Origin of the sequence: Rhodococcus jostii NBRC 16295 (assembly GCF_001894825.1) — a bacterium.
In the GTDB taxonomy this organism is placed as follows: domain Bacteria; phylum Actinomycetota; class Actinomycetes; order Mycobacteriales; family Mycobacteriaceae; genus Rhodococcus_F; species Rhodococcus_F jostii.
This window is the reverse complement of record NZ_BCWY01000106.1, coordinates 1-18,751: the sequence shown is the minus strand read 5'-3', so window position 1 is coordinate 18,751 and position 18,751 is coordinate 1. Positions and strand designations below refer to the sequence as shown.

Below are 18,751 nucleotides of genomic sequence, written 5' to 3'. Positions count from 1 at the left end.
GTCAGCCGGCGTCCTGGATGCGACGCCACGGCGTGGCCTGCTCGAGCTCGAACGCCAACTCGAGCAGGGTCCGCTCGTCGCCGTGGTCCGCGGAGAAGTGTGACGCCAGCGGCAGGCCCCGGGACGTCTCGTGCATCGGAAGCGAGATCGCCGGCCCGCCCGACGCATTGTTCAACGGCGTGAACGCCGTGTAGGCGATCAGCTTGTCGAACAACTCCTCGAAACTCTGTGTCGGCGAGAGGTATCCGAGCTCCGGCGTGGTGTGGGCCAGGGTGGGCGAGAGGATGACGTCGTACTTCTGGAACATCTGCGCGTACTCGCGGTACGTGCGTCGCAGCCGGTAGAGCACCCGCGGAGTCTTCGCGATGTTCTTGCGGTACATCGCGGCGAGACCACGCGTCAGGTTGTCCGTGGCCTCCCGGTCGAAGTCCGGTCCGAACATCCGCTTGCCGTTGTTCGAGATCACGAACGACAGGAACCCCCAGTAGATGCAGAAATCCTCGACGAACGAGGGGCCCACCGGCATCGGGCACTCCTCGACGTGGTGCCCCAGATCCGCCAGCAGATCCGCGGTCGCGTGGACCGACTTGCGGGTCTCGTCGTCGGTCCGGGACACGGTGACCGAATCGACCACCACCCCGACCTTCAGCCGGGTGCTGCTCGGCCCCTCGACCAACCGGATGGGCGGCAACGCGGGATTGCGGTAGTAGCGTTCGGCGGCCGCCATCCACCGCGCGGTGTCCCGCACCGACCGGGTGACGGCGCCCTGCGCGATGATCCGGATCGGCAAGGTCTTGTCCATGGCGTCGGGGACCGTCCGGCCGCGGGACGGTTTCAGGCCGACGAGCCCACACGCGGCGGCGGGGATGCGGATGGATCCGCCGCCGTCGTTGGCGTGCGCGATCGGCACCACACCCGACGCGACGAGCGCGGCCGAACCACCGGACGACGCTCCCGGTGAGAACGCGAGATTCCACGGATTGTGCACGGGTTCGGCGTCCATGAACTCGGTGGACGCGCTGAACCCGAACTCCGGCAACCGGCTCTTCCCCAGTGAGAGCACACCTGTGGACAGGTACTGCGTGACGAAGTCGCTGTCGACCGGTGCCGGCTTCGCGGCGAACGCGACGCTGCCGTGCTGCGTGGGCACGCCCGCGACGTCGACGTTGTCCTTCACGACGGTCGGCACTCCCGCGAACAGGCCCTCGTGCGGGCGGTCCGCGTCGGCGAGCGCACGGTCGAAGTCGGCGAAGGCCAGACCGTTCAGCGCGGGTGCGACCGACTCGGCGCGGGCGATCGCCGCCTCCGTCACCTCGCGGACCGACACCTCCCCGGCGGCGATCCGCGCCGCGAGGCCGGTGGCGTCGAGGTCGCCGAGCGCGTCGTCGCGGAAGGCGTGGACGACGGTGCCGTCCGGGGTGGGGTTGCTGGACTCGGTCACTTCCGAAGCCTATTGGACGCTCGGCCTGATCGGACGGGATTTCGGGCCCGAAACGAGCACGGGCGCCCGGAACATTTCCGGGCGCCCGTGGCTGCGAAAGCGAGAACTAGACGATCAGACCCGCGGTCTGGGTGCGTGCCTTCTCGAAGCGAGCGGCGACGTCCGCCCAGTTGACGATGTTCCAGAAAGCCTTGACGTAGTCGCCCTTGACGTTCTGGTAGTCGAGGTAGAAGGCGTGCTCCCACATGTCGAGGAGCAGCAGCGGCGTGAGGCCGATCGGGATGTTGCCCTGCTGGTCGTACAGCTGGACGATGAGCAGGCGCTGCCCGATGGAATCCCAGGCCAGGATGGACCAGCCGGAGCCCTGGATGGCGTTGGCGTTGGCCGAGAAGTGGTTGCGGAACGCGTCGAAGCCGCCGAACTGGTCGTCGATCGCGGCCGCGAGCTCACCGGTCGGCTTGTCGCCGCCGTCCGGCGAGAGGTTGTTCCAGAAAACGGTGTGGTTGGTGTGGCCGCCCAAGTGGAAGGCGAGGTTCTTCTCGTGCAGGTTGACCACGGCAGGCAGGGTGTCGGACTCGCGGAGCTCGGCGAGCTTGTCGAGAGCCGTGTTGGCACCGGTCACGTACGCGGCGTGATGCTTGTCGTGGTGCAGTTCCATGATCTTGCCGGAGATGTGCGGCTCGAGAGCTGCGTAGTCGTACGGGAGTTCCGGCAGCGTGTAAACAGACACGAGGGTCCCTTCATCAACGGGCTGTGAGCCCTGGTGTGTTCCGGGTGTCGACGGCACGTGGGCACGCGCCTGACACCCGCCTGTGGCGAATCGTTCTCGGGTATATACCCAATCTCATTGGTACACCCTGCGCAACAGTTGGGGTCACGGAGCGATTCCCGGAAAAGAAAGTTCGGGCACCCGAAAAAACCCTCGCGCGGCGACACTGAATGTCGTGAGAATTCGTCCGAGCGGTGAACGGAACCTTAAGCTGACGCGATGCCTTCGCTGACACCTGTTGCAGATTCGCATGCGGCCGCGCCGCGTGTGGAGCTCACGGGCGCGAATCTGCTCCGCTTTTTCGCAGTTCTGGCCGTGATTTACTCGCACATCTCGTTCTATCTCATCGACGATCTCGGAACCGGATGGTGGTTCATCGACGTCGTCTATCAGATATTCATCGAGCGGGGTGGTCTCAACCAGCATTTGTCCTTTCTCGGGGTCGCCTTCTTCATGATGCTGACCGGGGTGTTGATCACGCGTTCGGCCATTCGTCACGAACCCCGGCATTTCCTGTTCAACCGGCTCGGACGCATCCTGCCCGCATTCTGGGTGGCCGTTCTCGCCGCGATCGTGCTGGTGCGCCTGGGCATCAACGGCATGTTCAGCGGCCAGGACGGGGTGTCCAATGTCGACGCGGCGCTGAGTTTCGTTCTCGGCGGCTTCTTCCTCAAACCCGAGGTCGCGGTTCTCGGGGTCGCCTGGACCCTCGCCGTGCAGATCTTCTTCTACTTCGCGTGCGTGGCGGCACGCCCGGTTCTGCGCACCCTGCCCATCGCGATGCCGATGGCCGGTGCCGCGATCTGCGCGCTGATCCTGCTCTACAACCTGTACGCGCCGCAGCCGTACACGGTGCCGATGCTGTCCAAGATCGCCGCGACGCTGCCCGCCGTGTTCCTCGGGCAGATCATCTACCTCGGCTGGGCGCGGCTCGCGGACTGCCGGTGGGTCGTCGTCGCCGGGCTCGCCCAGGTCGAGGTCATCCGCCTCGCCACCGACTTCCGGGTCTACTGGGCCGGCGACCACTACCTCTGGACATTCGCCGTCGTCACTGCGTGCGTGGTGCTGGTGGGCCGATACGACGGGCCCGCCGCGCACTGGGCCGTCGTACGGTGGACGGCGACGCGCAGCTACGCGATCTACCTCGTCCACACCCTGATCCTGTACCGCGTGTACGAGCACACGGTGGGCTCGTTCGGCGAGACCGGTGCGGTCATCGCGTTTCTCGTGGTGACGGCGCTGGTGGCGGAGGCGCTGTACCGGTGGGTGGAGGTCCCGGCGACGCGGTGGGTCACCGCACGCGCCGAGCGGATGCGCGCGGAGGCCGCGCTCGCGAAGGAGGCCACGCCGACACCGCGCGTAGCATCGAATCATGTCTTGGTACGACGAGCTTCTGGGTCGAGCAGCCGCTAAGTCCGTGATGGTCACCGCCGAGGATTCGCTCCCCGGACGGAGTCAGCCGATCCCGGTTCCGGCGACGCACTACGTCAACGGTCACCCCCTGCAACCCCCGTTCCCCGAGGGGATGCAGACCGCGGTGCTGGGCATGGGATGTTTCTGGGGCGCCGAGAAGGAGTTCTGGCAACTCGACGGTGTCTACACCACCGCGGTCGGATACGCCGGCGGCTACACGCCCAACCCCACCTACGAGGAGACCTGCTCGGGTCGCACCGGGCACACCGAGGCGGTGCTCGTGGTCTTCGATCCGAAGGTGATCTCGTACGCCGAGATCCTCAAGGAGTTCTGGGAGAACCACGATCCCACGCAGGGCATGCGGCAGGGCAACGACCAGGGAACCCAATACCGTTCGGCCATCTACACGATCGACGAACAGCAGGTGGAGATCGCCGAGGCCACCGGTGAGGCCTTCGAGAAGAGGCTCGCCGACGCCGGATACGGGGCGATCACCACGGAGATCGCGCCGCTCACGCAGTTCTACTACGCCGAGGACTACCACCAGCAGTACCTTGCGAAGAACCCCGGCGGGTACTGCCCCGTGCACGCCACGGGCGTCAGCTGCCCCGTCGGACTGCTGAAGCAGGACGAGGTCCCGGCGCAGACCGACATCCTGCCGCCGTCGTAGGTCCGCGGTCTCAGCCGCGGGTGGCGGACCACGTGAGCACCGCCGACGCCGCGATGGCGCTGACGGTCCGCACGTGGTTCCACCCGGTCCACCCCGACACGTAGTCGCGCCAGTACGCCGCCGAGTCGGCCGCGGTGGGATCGATCGCGTCCAGCGCGTTGTTGTGCGGCACGTGGTAGACGATGGTCAGGACGATCCCCACGAGATACAGCCCGCACGCGATCACCGCGTACACGGCCGAACCGTCGTGCCGCACCACACTCACGACCACGAGCACGATCGACGTCAGCGCGGTGCCGAACAACGCCGTCATGAACCAGAAATTGGGCGCCTCACGGTTGATCGCCTGCATCGCCGCGATGCCCTGGGCCGGTTCCAGGCGGCCGAGCCCGGTCATGATGAACGTGGAGAACGCGAACATCACGCCGCCCACCACGCCGGCGCCCACCGCCGTGACGATCGTCAGATAACGCTCCATGGTCAGACTCTCCAGACACCGGCCGCTGCTGCGGCGCGGACGTAGTCGGTGAAGTCGCGGGGCGCGCGCCCCAGAGCGCGTTCCACCCCGTCGGTGAGTGATGCGTTGCGCCCGTCCAGCACTTCGTCGAACAGGTAGGTGAGCAGGCCGATCGCGTCGGACGGTACCCCCTGCCCGGCCAGAGCCGTCGAATACTCGTCCGAAGTGACCGGCGTGTACCGGATTTCGCGTCCCGCTGCCTCCGAGATCTCGGCGACGGCGTCACCGAAGGACAGCAACCGCGGTCCGGTCAGTTCGTACAGTTCGCCGGTGTGGCCGTCCCCGGTCAGTGCGGCGACGGCGATCTCGGCGAGATCGTCCGCGTCGACGAACGGTTCGAGCACGTGCCGGCCGACGGGCAGCGCGAGGTCTCCGGCGAGCAGGGAGTCGAGCATGAAACTCTCGCTGAAGTTCTGGCTGAACCAACTGGACCGGAGGATCGTCCACTCGGCTCCCGCCTTGCGGATCGCGAGTTCGCTGCGCTCCGCCTCGGTTTCGCCGCGACCGGAGAGGAGGACGAGACGGCGGGCCCCGTTCGCGACGGCCAGGCCCGCGAACTCCTCGACGACCTCCGCCGCTCCCGGCACCGCGAGATCCGGGTAGTAGGCGATGTACACCGACGAGATTCCCTCCAGCGCCGGCCGCCACGTGTCTTTGTTCTCCCAGTCGAACGGGGGACGGCCGGAGCGGGAACCGTTGCGGGTGGGCACCTCTGCGGCGGCGAGCCGGGCGAGGACGCGGCTGCCGACCTTGCCGGTGCCGGTGAGGACGAGTGTGTGCGGTGTCGTTGTCATGTCTTCAGTCAAGACGGCGGTCGCGAGACTTTCCATGGTTGAAACACGCTGATCCATACGTGAGCGTCTACGCTGGTTGTGTGGATCCCCTCGCAGGTCTCATCAGTGGTCCCCGCGCCGCCGGGGCGTTCGTGCTCCGTTCGATCATGGAACCGCCGTGGTCGCTGCAGATCGACGACCACGCGCCGCTCAGCCTCGTCGCGATGGGCCGCGGCGAAGCGTGGGTGCTGCCGCACACCGGCGAACCGGTGCAGCTGACCGAGGGCGACGTCGCGATCATCCGCGGCCCCGAGCGTTACGTCGTCGCCGACCATCCGGATACGCCACCGCACGTGATCATCAACCCCGACCAGAGCTGTACGACGCTCTTCGGGGAACCGCTCGCCGAGGCGATGGATCTCGGGGTGCGCACCTGGGGGAACAGCCCGGACGGAAGCACGGTGATGCTGACGGGCACCTATCAGACCCCCGGCGAGATCAGCCGGCGACTGCTGGCCGCGCTCCCCGAACTCGTCGTGCAACGCCGCACCGACTGGGACTCCCGCCTGGTCACGCTCATGCACGAAGAAGTGGTGCGGGACGAACCCGGGCAGGAGGCGGTGCTCGACCGCCTGCTCGACCTGCTGCTGATCGCCGTGCTTCGCGCCTGGTTCGCTCGACCGGCGGCCGAGGCGCCCTCGTGGGTGCGGGCGCAGGGCGACCCGGTGGTGGGCAAGGCGATGCGCATCCTGCAGAACAACCCGTCGCACCCGTGGACGGTGGAGTCGCTCGCCACGGAGACCGGCATGTCGCGGGCCGCCCTCGCGCGCCGATTCACCGACCTCGTCGGCGAACCGCCCATGACCTTCCTCGCGGGCTGGCGGCTGTCGCTCGCCGCGGACCTGCTCCGCGAACCCGACGCGACGGTGGCGTCGGTGGCGCAACGGGTGGGGTACGGCAGCGCATTCGCCCTGAGTGCGGCGTTCAAACGCGTGCGCGGAGTGAGCCCCAAGGAGCATCGTGAGATGGCGGGGAGCAGATGAGTGTATTACGGCACAGTGCCCAAAGACACACCAGATCGACTTGATCTTGTTTGCCTTGCGTACGACCCTGGATGGTAGGGAATTGTCGGCGAGAGGACCGGATCCGAAATGTGGAACAACTCTCCATCACGGAGACTGCGCAAGCGGTCGGCCGCTCAGCGGCACAACCCCCTCCTCCGGCGCTCGGACCGGATCGAGAACATGCTCACCCTCGCGGTCGTGGTGCTCGCCTTCGCGATGCTGCCCCTCGCCATCTTCGTGGGAGCGCGGACCATCGACAGCCAGCTGTCGCTGGCCGAGAAGCAGGTCGCGGACTACCGCACCGTCTCCGCCACCACCCTCGCCGACTCGAGCGGCGTCTCCGTGACCTCCGACGTCGCGCCCGCAGGCGTCGACACCGCCCCCGCCAAGTGGACGTGGGGTAACGAGACCCGTCACGCCGACATCACCGTCGACCCCACCACACCGTCGGGAACGAAGGAAGACATCTGGGTCAACGCCGACGGCAACCTCACCACCGAACCGATGTCGCCGTCCGCGGCACGAGTGGCCGGCGTCATCGCCGGACTCTTCACCTGGTTCGCGGTGATGATGATCGCGCTGTCCGGCTTCCTCATCAGCCGCGCCTCCCTGAACCGCGCCCGCGACGCACAGTGGGACCGCGACCTGCGCCAATTCCTGGATTCCACCACCCGGCACTGAGCCGCGCTCAGCTCGTCGGGACCGCGCCGAGCTGCTGAAGGAATCCGAGCGTGTCCCACACCTGCCAGGTCTCGGCGATCTTGCCGTCGGCCAGCCGGTGAATTGAGATCGCATCCACCCGAATCGTGTTCCCGGTCGGCGGAATCCCGTTCATCTCGCCGACGTGCGTTCCCGTACCCGTCCAGCGCACGACGACGCGGTCACCGGCGGAGAACATCTCCTCGATGTTCCAGTGCCCGTCCACCCCGTCCTGGTAGGCCGCGATCGCCGCTGCCATTCCCGCAGGACCGGGCCCACCCGGTACCTGGGGATCATGCATTTCGTGGTCGCTGCTGAACAGCTCCGCCGCTATCTCGTTCTTTCGATCGTTGTTCATCTCCTCGTAGAATCGACGCACTACCGCTTCTTCTGCAGAACCCATGACAACCTCCGGCGCACTTGCATCCATACGGCCGCTCCGGTCGTACCTCGAGCCTTCCACCGTCGCGAGGGCAACGGAATGTTGCTGAGTCAGCCGAATGATCCCGGCAGTCGTCGAGCGGAGGCGTGATGGGCGCGGAGTCCCGATTACGTGAACTCGGGCTGGTGTTGCCTCGCGCCGTCCAACTGCCGCCGGGCGTGGAGTTGCCGTTCAGCTGGGTGCGCGTGCACGGACGGAGAGTGCTGGTGTCCGGTCACGGGCCGCTCGCCGAGGACGGCACACCCGCCGGACCGTTCGGGTCCGTGCCCGCCGAGGTGTCGGAAGCCGACGCCACCCACTCCGCCCGGCTCACCGCTCTGGCCGTGCTGGCGGGCGTCCGACGTGCGGTGGGCGACCTCGACCGCATCGGGGCGTGGCTCACCGTCACGGGATTCGTGAACGCCGTGCCGGGCTACGACCAGACGACAGCCGTGCTCAACGGGTTCTCCGAGGTGGTCCGCGACGTGTTCGGCCCGGACGTCGGCGACCACGCCCGGACGGCGATCGGGGTGGCCGCGCTGCCCCTGAATCTTCCGGTGGTCGTGGCCGCCGAGCTGGAGCTTGCCTAGCCCAGTTGCGGAACGACTTCGCTCGCCACGAGTTCCAGGTGGTCGAGGTCGCCGAGGTCGAGGGTCTGCAGGTAGATCCGCTGCGAACCCGCTTCCGCGTAGCGGCCGATCTTGTCGACGAGTTCGGCGGGCGACCCGGCGAGGCCGTTCTCCCGCAGCTCGCTCACCTCGCGTCCGATGCTGAGGGCGCGCTTCGCGATCTCCTCCTCGGTGCGTCCGCAGCAGAGGACGAGCGCGTTGGAGTACACCAATTCGGTGGGATCACGATCGATCGCCTTGCAGGCGAGCCGGACCCGTTCGAACACGTCCCGCGTCCCCTCGACGGACTGGAACGGGACGTTGAATTCGTCCGCGTACTTCGCGGCCAGCGCCGGAGTCTTCTTCTTGCCGGTGCCGCCGATCAGGATGGGTGGACCCTGCGGCTGCTTCGGCTTCGGGAGCGCGGGTGAATCCTTGATCGTCAGGTGCGTGCCGTCGTAGGCGAAGGTCTCGCCGAGGGGAGTGCGCCACAACCCGGTGATCACGGCGAGGGACTCCTCGAGCCGCTCGAACCGCTCCTTCAGCGGGGGGAACGGAATGCCGTACGCCTGGTGCTCCGCCTCGAACCAGCCGGCGCCGATACCGAGGTCGACGCGGCCGCCGCTCATCTGATCCACCTGCGCCACCGAGACCGCCAGCGGCCCGGGGTGCCGGAACGTCGCGGACGTGACGAGGGTGCCGAGTCGGATCGTGGACGTCTCACGGGCGAGACCGGCCAGCGTGATCCACGCGTCCGTAGGCCCGGGCAGCCCCTCGGTGTTCATCGCGAGATAGTGATCGGACCGGAAGAACGCGCCGTATCCGAAGCGTTCGGCGGCCTGCGCGACGGCCAGAAGTTCGTCGTAGGTGGCACCCTGCTGGGGTTCGGTAAAGATTCGCAACTCCATGTGAACCACTCTGCCCGATCTGTGATCGGTACGCTGATTTCATGGCGAAGATCCCACTGAACCTGCCGAAACCGCTGGCCGACAAGCTGCCCGACGCATTCGGAGGCTCCGGCGCCGGTGTGGTCCCGGTCGTGCGACTGCAGGGGATGATCGCGTCCGGCGGTGCCGGGTTCGGGCGGGTGCTCAGCGCGGAATCCGTCGAGGAACCTCTGCGGCGCGCGTTCACCGCCCACGGCGCGAAAGCGGTGGCGCTGCTGATCAACAGTCCCGGCGGATCGCCGACGCAGAGCGAATACATCGCCGCCCGCATCCGTCAGCTCGCCACCGAACACGAACTGCCCGTGATCGCGTTCTGCGAGGACGTCGTCGCGTCCGGCGGCTACTGGCTGGCCTGCGCCGCCGACGAGATCTACGCGACGGCGACGTCGGTGGTCGGTTCCGTCGGTGTCATCTCGGCGGGCTTCGGATTCTCCGAACTGATCGACCGGCTGGGCATCGAGCGGCGGCTGCACTCGGCGGGCGAGGCGAAGGCCCGCCTCGACCCGTTCTTCGCGGAGAAGTCCGAGGACGTGCAGTGGCTCGAGCAGATCCAGGAAGGCATCCACGACGAGTTCCGCGACTGGGTGGTCGGCCGCCGCGGAGACAAGCTGAAGGCAGCCGAGACGGACCTGTTCAACGGCGACGTCTGGCTGGGGCGCCGAGCCGTCGAGCTCGGCATCGTCGACGGCATCGGCACGCTCCGCGAGGTGCTGGAGAAGAAGTTCCCCGACGCCACCCTCGAGATGACCGGGCCGCGCCGCTCCCTGTTCGCGAAGCTCGGGTTGCCCGCCGCCTCGTGGGACGAGGTGGCCGCCGCGATCGTCGGTGCGGCGAGCGCCCGCGTGGCCTGGTCGCGGTACGGGCGGTAGCTACTTCGGTACGACCACCCCGACCGGGCCCGCGCCGATGCACACCGACAGATTCGGCGTCAGGGTGCTCACCCGCAGGCTCCGACCGCCGCCGGTGAGTCGCACGAACACCGAATTCGGGCCCCGGTGCACCGGCACCCGCACCGGGCTGCCGACCTCCATCGCGACGGCGATCTCCCCGTCCGCGTCGGCCAGGTAGTTGAGCTGCGCCGTCCACTCCCAGCCGGTCAGCGGTCCGTCGAGGGGGAGAGGCACGAAACTGCGCTGATCCACCAGGTTCCCGCAGTCCGGGACAGGTCCGGGTTCGATCGCCCGGACCCACGTGACCTGGGCGTCGACCACGGCACCGGCGTCGTCGATCATCCGGAGGTCCGGAGTGCTGTCGGAGAACTGGGGGCGATCCCGCAGCGGGGCGAGGACACGGCTCACCAGGTTGTTCGGGTACGCCACCGGCAGCAGCACCCAGATCGACGCGGGCTGCTCGAGGATCGGCGCGTCAGCGTGTTCGGCGAGCGAGGCCCGGGCCGTCGCGAGGTAGTCGGTGGTCGGGTTCTCCTCCCAGCTGCGCGTGAACGTGTACGTCGACCACAGGCTGCTCGCGACGAACGCCACCACGACCGCGACGACGACCGGTGGCCGCACGCGCACCGGGACGGCCCGGCGGCGGGGCGCACGGGCGATCAGCGCGACGGCGATCGCGAGGATCACCGCGGTGTCGGTGAAGTAGCGCAGAGTCTGCGCGAGCTCGTAGGTGGTGTCGGCGCCCCACCGGGTGACGACCATCGCGGTCACCGACAGCAGGAAGTACGCGGCCGTGAGGATCCACACCCAGCCGATGCGACGCTTCAACCGGACGGTCGCGACAACGGCGGCGACGAGGACGACCCAGCCGACCACCTCCAACGCCGTCGACGGGGACGCCCACGGGGGACTCGGTATCCACCGGTCCCAAGTCCACGGTCCGCCCACGAACGTGGGTAGAAGTCCGAGCGACGTGCCGTGGTGGAGCAGTTCGAGCGCCCGCGACACGCCCGCCCACTCCCACTGGGACGCCACCGTGGAGAAGTAGATCGCGGCCCACACACCGAGCACCGCCGCCGACGCGATCCACAGGGCCGCGCCTCGGCGCAGCGTCGACCGCACCGGCCGGTGCCGCCCCTCGATGTACGCGAGCAGGGCCACGGTCGCGAACGCGACGAACGGAACCACCACGGACTTCTCGAAGAACAGCAGCGACGCGATCAGCATGAGCGTCCCCGAGATCGCGTACCGCCGCCGCCCGGTGCGGCACAACTTCAGGGCATCGCCCGCCACCCACGCCAGCGCGATCTGCAGGGGCAGGGCGTTGAGCGCCGCCGCCCACCACGCGAACGCCGGCACGGTGAGCGGAGAAAACAGATAGAGCGCCAGCGGAACCAGCAGGACGGGCCGCAGCCCGAGAATGGTGCGAAGCAACCGGAAGACCGCGTACGACGCCACCGCCTGCAACGCGACCATGGTCAGCATCGGCAGGATCCACTGATACGGCGCGAGTCGTGTCGCGATACCCGCCACCACGAAAGCGCCGGGCATGAGGTGGCCGTCGTGGTCGTAGAGCAGGAGGTCGCCGGACAGCAGCGGGAGGCTTCCCCCGCGTCCGGCGAGGATCAGATCGTCCCAGTAGAAGTCGCTGTGGGCGGCCACCCACGTCCGGACGAGCAATTGCATCGCGACGAGCCCGGCGGCCACGTGGAGGACACGGGCGGGCCGGAGGTGCCACCGCGATCCGACGTCTTCCGTCATCGTTTCCCGAGATTACAGATCGGGTGGAACCAAACGGCGCCGGGCTGCGTCAGATCAAGTGTCGGGGCATTGACGCCCCGCACAGGTGGGGGAGACGACGGCCGGTCCGGAGTTCTCGGGTCGCTTCGCGGGCGATCCGAACTGGAGGGGTAATTCCGGGCCGAGCCGTCGTTCACCGACACCGATCGTTCACCGAGCTGCGATGTCAAATTCATCCACCGTTGTGGACCGTTCATTCGAAGCTGTCAACAATCACGGATTCACATGCGCTCTGACCTGTGCATGAGCACTCCTCGCACTGTCCATAACTGTGTATGAACCTGTGGAAACTGTGGATAACTCGGCATTTCTCGTGGTGCAGCTCACATATTCTCCCCAAAAAGGACGATTCGGTCGTGGGCTGCCCGCACTCTCGGGTCGTGACAGAATCGGCAATGTGAAGTGGGTGCGGAGGGCATGAGCGTCGTCGTTCAGGTGTGCGCGCGATGCGCGGCTCGGTGGCCGGTGCTCGGCAGCCCGGCGCAGTGGTGCCCGCGCTGCCACGGCGTGCTGCTCGCTCCGATCCGGACCGATCAGCACCAACCGCCCGCCAGTCGGGGCTTCCGCTGGATCGCACGGTCCCCGCTGCGGCGAGGTGGTCTCGCGGCCGAGCCGCCCGCTCCCAGCCCCACCCCGCACTATGACGAGATCCCGCGCTGGGGTCTGCACGATCCGGTCGAGGCGCCCTCCGCGCGCCGCAACTGGCCGGAACTGCTCGCCGACAAGGCGGCCTTCTTCCTCACCGTCACCGCCGGCCTGTACGCCTTCGCGGTGTTCGCCGAACTGGGCCGCTACGGCGTCCTCGTACGTAACCGAACCCGGCTGATCGATCCCACGCTGCTCGCCGTGTCCGACATCGCCGTGTTCGTCGGCCAGGCCGGCGGAATGCTCTTCGCGCTGCTGTCGGGTATCGGCGGCGTGTGCTGGCTGCTGCGGATGCGTCGTCGCGCATTCGCCCGGGCCAAGACGTCCGACCCGCGTACCTCCACCGACGTGATCGTCGGGTGCGCGGTGCCGGGCCTGAACCTCGTGATGCCGGGTGTGTTCCTGCTCGAGGTGATCCGCCGCGACCCCCGCGCCGTCCTCCTGGTGCGGGTCTGGTGGAGCCTGTGGGTCTTCGGTGCCGTGCTCGTTCTCTTCAACTGGTTCTGGCGGTCCCGGCCGGGGTTGCAGGCCATGGCCGACGGCGTCCTGCTGTCCGCGTTCACCGCACTGGTCGCGTCCGCGACCGCCGTCCTCGCGCTGATGGTTCTCCGCCGGCTCGAGGGCCGGACGCTGAAGGGGGCGAAGGAACCCGTCACCCGCTGGGTCGTCGCCACCGGACCGCCGCCGCAGAAGGTCGCTGAGCCGGACGCCGCGCAGAAGCCCGAGGTCACCGACCGGGAAGTCGTCGCGTCGTGAGCCCCGACCGGCGGGGACCCCTGGTGGTGGCGCACCGCGGCGCATCCGCGGCGAAGCCGGAACACACGCTCGCCGCCTACGAGCTGGCGCTGGAAGAGGGCGCGGACGGCCTCGAATGTGACGTGCGGCTCACCCGCGACGGACACCTCGTGTGCGTCCACGACCGCACCGTCGACCGGACGTCCACCGGAACCGGCGTCGTCAGTGAGATGACCCTCGACGAGCTCACCGAGTTCAACTACGGCACGGAGGAAGAACCCGCCGAACTCCTCGAACTGAGCGCCCTGATCGCCCTCACCCTCGACTGGTCGGCGCGCCCGGTGAAGCTCTTCATCGAAACCAAGCATCCCGTGCGGTTCGGGGCCCTCGTCGAGAGCAAGGTGCTCGCCGAACTGCAACGGTTCGGCATCGCCGCACCCCCGTCCGCCGACCATTCCCGCGCCGTCGTGATGTCGTTCTCCGCCGGAGCGGTGTGGCGGATCCGCCGGTCCGCGCCGTTGCTCCCGACCGTGCTGCTCGGCGAATCCGCCCGGTATCTCGGCGGGGGAGCCGCGACCACGGTCGGGGCCACCGCCGTCGGTCCCTCGGTGAAGACGCTGCACGAACACCCGGACATCGTCGACAAGGCCGCCGCCGCGGGACGCGCCACCTACTGCTGGACCGTCGACAACCGCAGCGACGTCGAACTGTGCCGCGAACTCGGGGTCAGCTGGGTGGCCACCAACCACCCCGGCCGCACCAAGAAGTGGCTGGCATCCTGACCGGACCGGCGACGGCGTGTAGGTTTTGGCGTCGTGGCAAAGAAGAGCAAGAGAAACAGTGGTCCGAAGCCCGGTAGTGCCCGCGCCGAGAAGCTCGCGCAGCGGCAGGCGGAACGGGAGAGCGCCGCGGCGGCCGTGACACGGCCGTTCGAAGGCCTCGCCGCCGAATGCGATCTGGTGGCGTTGCGCGAATTCGTCCCGTCGGCGACCGCGCCGCTTCCCGTGAAGGATTCGTCCCGGCCGGTGACGCTCGCGACCGTGCTGCCCGGCGCTGTCGCGGCGCTGGTCCGCGACGAGGGGGACACTGCAACCGGCTTCGTCGGTGTGCAGGTCCAGGCACATTCTGCGGATCTCGGCGCCGATCTGGCCGCGTCCGTCGCCTGGGTCCGTGACGCCGCTGCCGGCGAGTCGCTGGCCTCGGCCGAACCGGGACCGGAGACCCCCGCACTGGCCGACGTGATCGACGCCGATGCGCCTCTCGACATCACCGTGCACCAGGATTTCAACTGGTGGCTCCCCGAGGGAGTCGAGCCGGCCCCCGAGGTCGCGACCACGGTGCAGCACGCGAACGCGGCGATCATGCCGTCCGCGCGAGTCGAGGCCGAGGGCGTAGTCGCGGCGTGGTGGGTCGACGCCGGCGAGAAGGCGCACATCCGCTGGGTGCGCCCGGAGAACGAGGACGATCTGATGCTGGCGCTCGCGCGCGTGCATGCGACCGGCGGCCTGCACCTCGGTGAGGGTTCGCGGTATGCCGGGTCGTTCCGCACGCACGGTCTGCTGGTGCCGGTGTTCGACCTGGACCGCGAGAAGCATGCCAACGAATGGGCCGCCGCCACCGTCGAACTCGGTCAGCGGCTGGCCGAGGCCCTCGCCGTCGACGCGCCCCTCACCACCGAGGAACGACGCGCCCGCGACGGCCTGCGTGGACGCCAGGTGACGTTGCGGTAGGCGCTCCGCGCTCGTGAGTGGTTGAGGAGTCCAGGGACTCGCCAACCACTCACGGGCGGCGAAGCCGCGCTAGATGGAACCACCGGCTGCGTGCGGCGCCCCGGAGGTGTCTGCGGGGCCGCTCATCTCGCGTGCGACGAACTCCTCGAGGTCGAACAGGTTGCTGCCCGCGCGGTCGGCGATGGTCAGCAGCGTCGTCATGCTGGCGACCTCCTCGACCTGTTCCTTGAGGAACCACTGCATGAACTGTTCGCCGAGGTAGTCGCCTTCCTCGCGGGCGGTGCTCGCCAACTGCACGATCTGCTCGGTGACCGTCTTCTCCTGAGTCAGGGCGAGTGCGATCGGCTCACGTGCGTTCTCGAACTGGCCCTTCGCCGCGTCCACCCCCGACAGCTCCACGGAGATGTCGCGATCGAGGAAGTACTGGACGATCATCATGGCGTGGTTGCGCTCTTCGACGGCCTGCTTGTAGAAGTGCTTGGCCAACTGCGGCAGGTCCGCATTGTCGAAATAGACGGCAGTCGCGATGTACTGATGTGACGCGTTGAATTCGTTACGAATCTGGTCGTGAAGCAGAGCGTGGAATTTCGTCTTGTGCGCATCAGTGGAGGTCATGAAAGCGATAATATCGCTGGTCAGAGCACGTTGTCATCCAAGCTGAGCCTAATTGAAGGAAGCATTCCCAAAGTAAAGTCAACCTAAATTCGGGACCATTTCGATGACATTTTCCTCACCTGAGCTGGCGCCGGATGCCCGACGGGAACGGCGCAATCCGCGTCGCCGGGCCCGCTCCCGCGTATAAAATTCACAGCGATCTGACGACGCGGCCCGGAGGGGCAGGCCCAATGTTGAGACGACCCGGTGCATGGATTGCGTTGATTCTCGGTGTCCTTTTCCTGGGGGCGGCGATTCCCGCCCCGGCGCAGGCCGACCCGCTGTATCCCTGGCCCGATCCCGACCCCTTCTATCTGGCTCCGGCCGACCTCGGGGTCCTGCGCCCCGGTGACGTCGTCCGCACCCGCCGGATCGACACCTGGATGTACGCGAACTCCGACGGGTGGCAGATCGCGTTCCGGTCGACGAACTCCACGGGCCACCCGATCCTGGCCGTCACCACGGTCCTGTTGCCCCGCGGCGTCGCGAACCCGCCGCTCGTGTCGTATCAGGCCATCGTGAACTCACTCGGCACCAAGTGCGCACCGTCGCGGTCGTTGTTCAACCTCGAACTGCAGGAATCGCCGGGACTGTATCTGGGGTTGCAACGCGGCTGGGCGGTGTCGGTGCCCGATCACCTCGGGCCGACCGGCGCCTACGGCGCTGCGAAACTCGGCGGCATGATCACCCTCGACAGTGTTCGCGCGGTGCAGCGGGTGGCCGAACTGGGGTTGACGCACAGCCCGGTGGCGCTGGCCGGATACTCCGGGGGCGGAATGGCCAGCGCGTGGGCGGCGGCGCTCGCCCCGAGTTACGCACCGGAACTGAAGATCGACGCGGTGGTGGCCGGCGGGATTCCGGCAGATCTCGAACAGATGGCGCTGGGGCTGGGATTCAACCCCCATCCGGGTTTCGGGCTCGCGTTCGCGGCCGCGATCGGCCTGGAACGTGAATACCCCGAACAGCTGCCGATCTCGTCGCAGCTGAACGCGACCGGGCTGTGGCTGCGCGAATGGATGTCGAACGAATGCCGTCGATTCCTCCTGTTCCACGGCGCCTTCCGCAGCGCGGGACAGTTGGCCGCCTCGACCAGCCTCATGGCGAGTTCGGGCGCGCATCAGGTGTTGCGCGAGAACAGCCTGCGGTTCTTCGAGGGTGTCCCGACCGCGCCGCTCTACCTGTGGCACGGGACCCTCGACGGGCTGACGCCGTTCGATTCGGTCGCGGAGACCGCGCATCGCTACTGCGCTGCCGGCGCCAGGCTGACGTTCGTCCCGTACGAGATCTCCGAGCACATGACGACGGCAGTGGTGGGCTTCCCCGACGCGTACGAATACGTGGCCGCGCGGTTCCGCGGCGAACCGGCACCCACCCGCTGCTGACCCGAAAGGGTCAGACGCCGCCGCCCGCGCGCTTCGGCGCACCCGGCCGGATCGGCGAGTTCCCACTCATCTCGCGGGCGATGAAATCCTCGATGTCGAACAGGTTGTCGCCGGCACGCTCGACGATCGTCAGGAGCGTGTGCATGCTCGCGACCTCCTCGACCTGCTCTTCGAGGAACCACTGGATGAACCGCTCGCCGAGGTAGTCGCCGGTGTCGCGGGCCGTTCGGGCGAGTGTGGTGATCTGTTCCGTGACGACTCGTTCCCGTTCCACCGCCAGGGCGATGGGTGCGCGCACCGAATCGAACTCGGTGACCACGTCGTCGATGCCGGGGACTGTCACGCGGAGGTTGTTGTCGATCAGGTACTGGATCATCATCAGCGCGTGGCCGCGCTCCTCGGCGGCCTGACAATAGAAGCGGCGAGCCAGTTGCGGGAGATCGAGCGAGTCGAAATAGACGGCCACCGCGATGTACTGCTGGGATGCGGTGAACTCGTTGCGGATCTGCTGCAGCAGGAGGGCGTGGAACTCGGTGGGGGTCTTGGTCGCCGGTTGAGACATGGGTGTCAGTTTACGGGCGTCGGTCACGGTCCGGTGGTGACAAGCTCGGCGGGTACCTGACGGTCGTTCGCCAGCGCGTCGAAGAACTGGGAAGCCCGTTCGTGATCCCAGAGCAACACGTTGCCGGCTCCGTCGACGTCCTCGAAACCGCCGACGGGGACGGTCGTGGTGATCATGTCGCCGCGTACCGCCCAGGCGAGCGCGGCGAGGTTCCAGATATGGTCGCTCTCGTCGACCCGCAGCGACGCGGCGGTGTCGGTGACGAGCGGCCACATGCGGAACGGGTTGAGCCACGTCGCGGGGCTGGTGGCCTTGGACATCAGCGCCGCCATGAACATCCGCTGATGGTTCATCCGGTCGATGTCGGCGAGCGCGGTCGCGCGGCTGCGGACGAAGCCGAGGGCCTGCGCCCCCGACAGTTCCTGGCAGCCGGGCGCGAGGTTGATCCCCGCGAGCGGGTCGTCGATGGCCGTGTCCAGGCACATGTCGACGCCACCGATCGCGTCGACGATGCCGGCGAAACCGCCGAACCCGATCTCCGCGTAGTGGTCGATGTGCAGACCCGACGCCTCCTCGACGGTCTGCGTCAGCAGTTGCGGACCGCCGAACGCGAACGACGCGTTGATCTTGTCCTCGCCGTAGCCGGGGATCGACACGTACGAGTCGCGCGGGATGCTCACCATCGTCGCCGGGCCGCCGCCGCTCGGGACGTGCACCACGATGATGGTGTCGGTGCGGTCGGGGCCGCTGTTGCCGCCGGTCGACAGCTGCTGTTCCTGCTCGGGCGTCAGCCCGGTGCGACTGTCCGAACCGACGAGCAGCCAGTTCGTGCCGGGGGTGTCGCCGATCCGGCCGGGGTAGTCGGCCAGCGCGTCGATCCGGTTCAGCGAACTGTCGAGGTAGTAGGTCATGCCCGCGAGCGCCAGGATCAGCGCCAGGAGCAGGATGCCGACGCGCCGACCCCAATGCCGGGTGCGCTTGGGACGCCGCTGGTGCGGCGGTTCCGGGGTCCGCGCCGGTGCCGGCGGCGG

Annotated in this window: 20 protein-coding genes; 10 read left to right on the top strand and 10 right to left on the bottom strand. The window is 67.9% G+C overall.

The window, feature by feature from the left end; all coding sequences use genetic code 11:
* Position 1: 1 nt before the first annotated feature.
* Both RJ1_RS38730 and RJ1_RS38725 read right to left on the bottom strand, forming a co-directional pair.
* Positions 2-1,441 carry an amidase gene (locus tag RJ1_RS38730; protein ID WP_073368799.1) on the bottom strand — a complete coding sequence of 480 codons (1,440 nt, stop codon included), beginning with the start codon at positions 1,439-1,441 and terminating at the stop codon, positions 2-4.
* A gap of 106 nt (positions 1,442-1,547) precedes the next feature.
* Positions 1,548-2,171, bottom strand: a complete 624-nt coding sequence (locus RJ1_RS38725) for a superoxide dismutase (protein WP_012691075.1) — start codon at positions 2,169-2,171, stop codon at positions 1,548-1,550.
* Between the two features lie 258 nt (positions 2,172-2,429).
* Between RJ1_RS38725 and RJ1_RS38715 the strand changes: the two genes are divergently transcribed.
* Entirely contained in the window at positions 2,430-3,623 is a 1,194-nt protein-coding gene (locus RJ1_RS38715; protein WP_073368795.1) for an acyltransferase family protein, read from the top strand.
* On the top strand, positions 3,583-4,293 hold the full coding sequence (gene msrA, locus RJ1_RS38710) for a peptide-methionine (S)-S-oxide reductase MsrA (RefSeq protein ID WP_073368793.1): 711 nt from the start codon (positions 3,583-3,585) through the stop codon (positions 4,291-4,293). The genes RJ1_RS38715 and msrA overlap by 41 nt, the downstream gene beginning before the upstream one ends.
* 10 nt (positions 4,294-4,303) lie before the next feature.
* Here the strand turns inward: msrA and RJ1_RS38705 are convergent, their stop codons facing one another.
* Positions 4,304-4,771 carry an anthrone oxygenase family protein gene (locus RJ1_RS38705; RefSeq protein WP_073368791.1) on the bottom strand — a complete coding sequence of 156 codons (468 nt, stop codon included), beginning with the start codon at positions 4,769-4,771 and terminating at the stop codon, positions 4,304-4,306.
* 2 nt (positions 4,772-4,773) lie between these two features.
* Positions 4,774-5,604, bottom strand: a complete 831-nt coding sequence (locus RJ1_RS38700) for a Rossmann-fold NAD(P)-binding domain-containing protein (RefSeq protein ID WP_073368816.1) — start codon at positions 5,602-5,604, stop codon at positions 4,774-4,776.
* 80 nt (positions 5,605-5,684) lie between these two features.
* Between RJ1_RS38700 and RJ1_RS38695 the strand changes: the two genes are divergently transcribed.
* Both RJ1_RS38695 and RJ1_RS38690 read left to right on the top strand, forming a co-directional pair.
* Positions 5,685-6,626 (top strand): AraC family transcriptional regulator, encoded by a 942-nt coding sequence (locus tag RJ1_RS38695; protein WP_073368789.1) that lies wholly within the window; start codon positions 5,685-5,687, stop codon positions 6,624-6,626.
* 108 nt (positions 6,627-6,734) lie between these two features.
* On the top strand, positions 6,735-7,328 hold the full coding sequence (locus tag RJ1_RS38690) for an Rv1733c family protein (protein WP_073368787.1): 594 nt from the start codon (positions 6,735-6,737) through the stop codon (positions 7,326-7,328).
* A 7-nt stretch (positions 7,329-7,335) separates the two neighbouring features.
* Here the strand turns inward: RJ1_RS38690 and RJ1_RS38685 are convergent, their stop codons facing one another.
* Positions 7,336-7,749 (bottom strand): ester cyclase, encoded by a 414-nt coding sequence (locus RJ1_RS38685; RefSeq protein ID WP_073368785.1) that lies wholly within the window; start codon positions 7,747-7,749, stop codon positions 7,336-7,338.
* A 128-nt stretch (positions 7,750-7,877) separates the two neighbouring features.
* Here RJ1_RS38685 and RJ1_RS38680 point away from each other — a divergent pair, with 128 nt between their 5' ends.
* The gene (locus tag RJ1_RS38680) at positions 7,878-8,357 is read left to right on the top strand and encodes a RidA family protein (RefSeq protein ID WP_073368783.1); all 480 of its coding nucleotides are present in this window, start codon (positions 7,878-7,880) and stop codon (positions 8,355-8,357) included.
* Here the strand turns inward: RJ1_RS38680 and RJ1_RS38675 are convergent.
* On the bottom strand, positions 8,354-9,283 hold the full coding sequence (locus RJ1_RS38675; protein WP_073368781.1) for an LLM class F420-dependent oxidoreductase: 930 nt from the start codon (positions 9,281-9,283) through the stop codon (positions 8,354-8,356). The two genes, RJ1_RS38680 and RJ1_RS38675, sit on opposite strands and share 4 nt — an antisense overlap.
* Before the next feature lie 41 nt (positions 9,284-9,324).
* Between RJ1_RS38675 and RJ1_RS38670 the strand changes: the two genes are divergently transcribed.
* The gene (locus RJ1_RS38670) at positions 9,325-10,191 is read left to right on the top strand and encodes a S49 family peptidase (RefSeq protein ID WP_073368779.1); all 867 of its coding nucleotides are present in this window, start codon (positions 9,325-9,327) and stop codon (positions 10,189-10,191) included.
* Here RJ1_RS38670 and RJ1_RS38665 read toward each other — a convergent pair whose 3' ends face one another.
* Positions 10,192-11,973 carry a hypothetical protein gene (locus tag RJ1_RS38665; RefSeq protein WP_073368777.1) on the bottom strand — a complete coding sequence of 594 codons (1,782 nt, stop codon included), beginning with the start codon at positions 11,971-11,973 and terminating at the stop codon, positions 10,192-10,194.
* 456 nt (positions 11,974-12,429) lie between these two features.
* Between RJ1_RS38665 and RJ1_RS38655 the strand changes: the two genes are divergently transcribed.
* From RJ1_RS38655 to RJ1_RS38645, 3 genes are read left to right on the top strand one after another with little or no spacing between them, the layout of a single operon-like run.
* Entirely contained in the window at positions 12,430-13,413 is a 984-nt protein-coding gene (locus tag RJ1_RS38655; RefSeq protein WP_073368775.1) for a DUF4328 domain-containing protein, read from the top strand.
* Positions 13,410-14,174, top strand: coding sequence for a glycerophosphodiester phosphodiesterase (locus RJ1_RS38650; protein ID WP_073368774.1), 765 nt, complete (start codon positions 13,410-13,412; stop codon positions 14,172-14,174). The genes RJ1_RS38655 and RJ1_RS38650 overlap by 4 nt, the downstream gene beginning before the upstream one ends.
* Positions 14,175-14,207: 33 nt before the next feature.
* Complete coding sequence (locus RJ1_RS38645; RefSeq protein ID WP_073368773.1) at positions 14,208-15,122, top strand: DUF5926 family protein; 915 nt, start codon at positions 14,208-14,210, stop codon at positions 15,120-15,122.
* A gap of 69 nt (positions 15,123-15,191) precedes the next feature.
* Here the strand turns inward: RJ1_RS38645 and RJ1_RS38640 are convergent, their stop codons facing one another.
* Positions 15,192-15,737, bottom strand: a complete 546-nt coding sequence (locus tag RJ1_RS38640) for a ferritin (RefSeq protein ID WP_073368772.1) — start codon at positions 15,735-15,737, stop codon at positions 15,192-15,194.
* A gap of 230 nt (positions 15,738-15,967) precedes the next feature.
* On the opposite strand from RJ1_RS38640, the gene RJ1_RS38635 reads away from it, so the two are divergent.
* On the top strand, positions 15,968-17,158 hold the full coding sequence (locus tag RJ1_RS38635; protein ID WP_073368771.1) for a lipase family protein: 1,191 nt from the start codon (positions 15,968-15,970) through the stop codon (positions 17,156-17,158).
* A 10-nt stretch (positions 17,159-17,168) separates the two neighbouring features.
* Here the strand turns inward: RJ1_RS38635 and RJ1_RS38630 are convergent, their stop codons facing one another.
* Together RJ1_RS38630 and RJ1_RS38625 are read right to left on the bottom strand one after the other, a co-directional pair.
* Entirely contained in the window at positions 17,169-17,720 is a 552-nt protein-coding gene (locus RJ1_RS38630; protein WP_073368814.1) for a ferritin, read from the bottom strand.
* Positions 17,721-17,743: 23 nt separating this feature from the next.
* Positions 17,744-18,751 (bottom strand): LCP family protein (locus RJ1_RS38625; protein WP_255284942.1); only part of this gene is annotated, 1,008 nt, incomplete at its 5' end.

What these genes read in the sequence shown, in the direction of transcription:
- RJ1_RS38715 (WP_073368795.1), top strand. Translation starts at nt 2,430, where the DNA reads ATGCCTTCGCTGACACCTGTTGCAGATTCGCATGCGGCCGCGCCGCGT.
- msrA (WP_073368793.1), top strand. Translation starts at nt 3,583, where the DNA reads ATGTCTTGGTACGACGAGCTTCTGGGTCGAGCAGCCGCTAAGTCCGTG.
- RJ1_RS38705 (WP_073368791.1), bottom strand. Translation starts at nt 4,771, where the DNA reads ATGGAGCGTTATCTGACGATCGTCACGGCGGTGGGCGCCGGCGTGGTG.
- RJ1_RS38700 (WP_073368816.1), bottom strand. Translation starts at nt 5,604, where the DNA reads ATGACAACGACACCGCACACACTCGTCCTCACCGGCACCGGCAAGGTC.
- RJ1_RS38690 (WP_073368787.1), top strand. Translation starts at nt 6,735, where the DNA reads ATGTGGAACAACTCTCCATCACGGAGACTGCGCAAGCGGTCGGCCGCT.
- RJ1_RS38685 (WP_073368785.1), bottom strand. Translation starts at nt 7,749, where the DNA reads ATGGGTTCTGCAGAAGAAGCGGTAGTGCGTCGATTCTACGAGGAGATG.
- RJ1_RS38680 (WP_073368783.1), top strand. Translation starts at nt 7,878, where the DNA reads ATGGGCGCGGAGTCCCGATTACGTGAACTCGGGCTGGTGTTGCCTCGC.
- RJ1_RS38675 (WP_073368781.1), bottom strand. Translation starts at nt 9,283, where the DNA reads ATGGAGTTGCGAATCTTTACCGAACCCCAGCAGGGTGCCACCTACGAC.
- RJ1_RS38670 (WP_073368779.1), top strand. Translation starts at nt 9,325, where the DNA reads ATGGCGAAGATCCCACTGAACCTGCCGAAACCGCTGGCCGACAAGCTG.
- RJ1_RS38665 (WP_073368777.1), bottom strand. Translation starts at nt 11,973, where the DNA reads ATGACGGAAGACGTCGGATCGCGGTGGCACCTCCGGCCCGCCCGTGTC.
- RJ1_RS38655 (WP_073368775.1), top strand. Translation starts at nt 12,430, where the DNA reads ATGAGCGTCGTCGTTCAGGTGTGCGCGCGATGCGCGGCTCGGTGGCCG.
- RJ1_RS38640 (WP_073368772.1), bottom strand. Translation starts at nt 15,737, where the DNA reads ATGACCTCCACTGATGCGCACAAGACGAAATTCCACGCTCTGCTTCAC.
- RJ1_RS38635 (WP_073368771.1), top strand. Translation starts at nt 15,968, where the DNA reads ATGTTGAGACGACCCGGTGCATGGATTGCGTTGATTCTCGGTGTCCTT.
- RJ1_RS38630 (WP_073368814.1), bottom strand. Translation starts at nt 17,720, where the DNA reads ATGTCTCAACCGGCGACCAAGACCCCCACCGAGTTCCACGCCCTCCTG.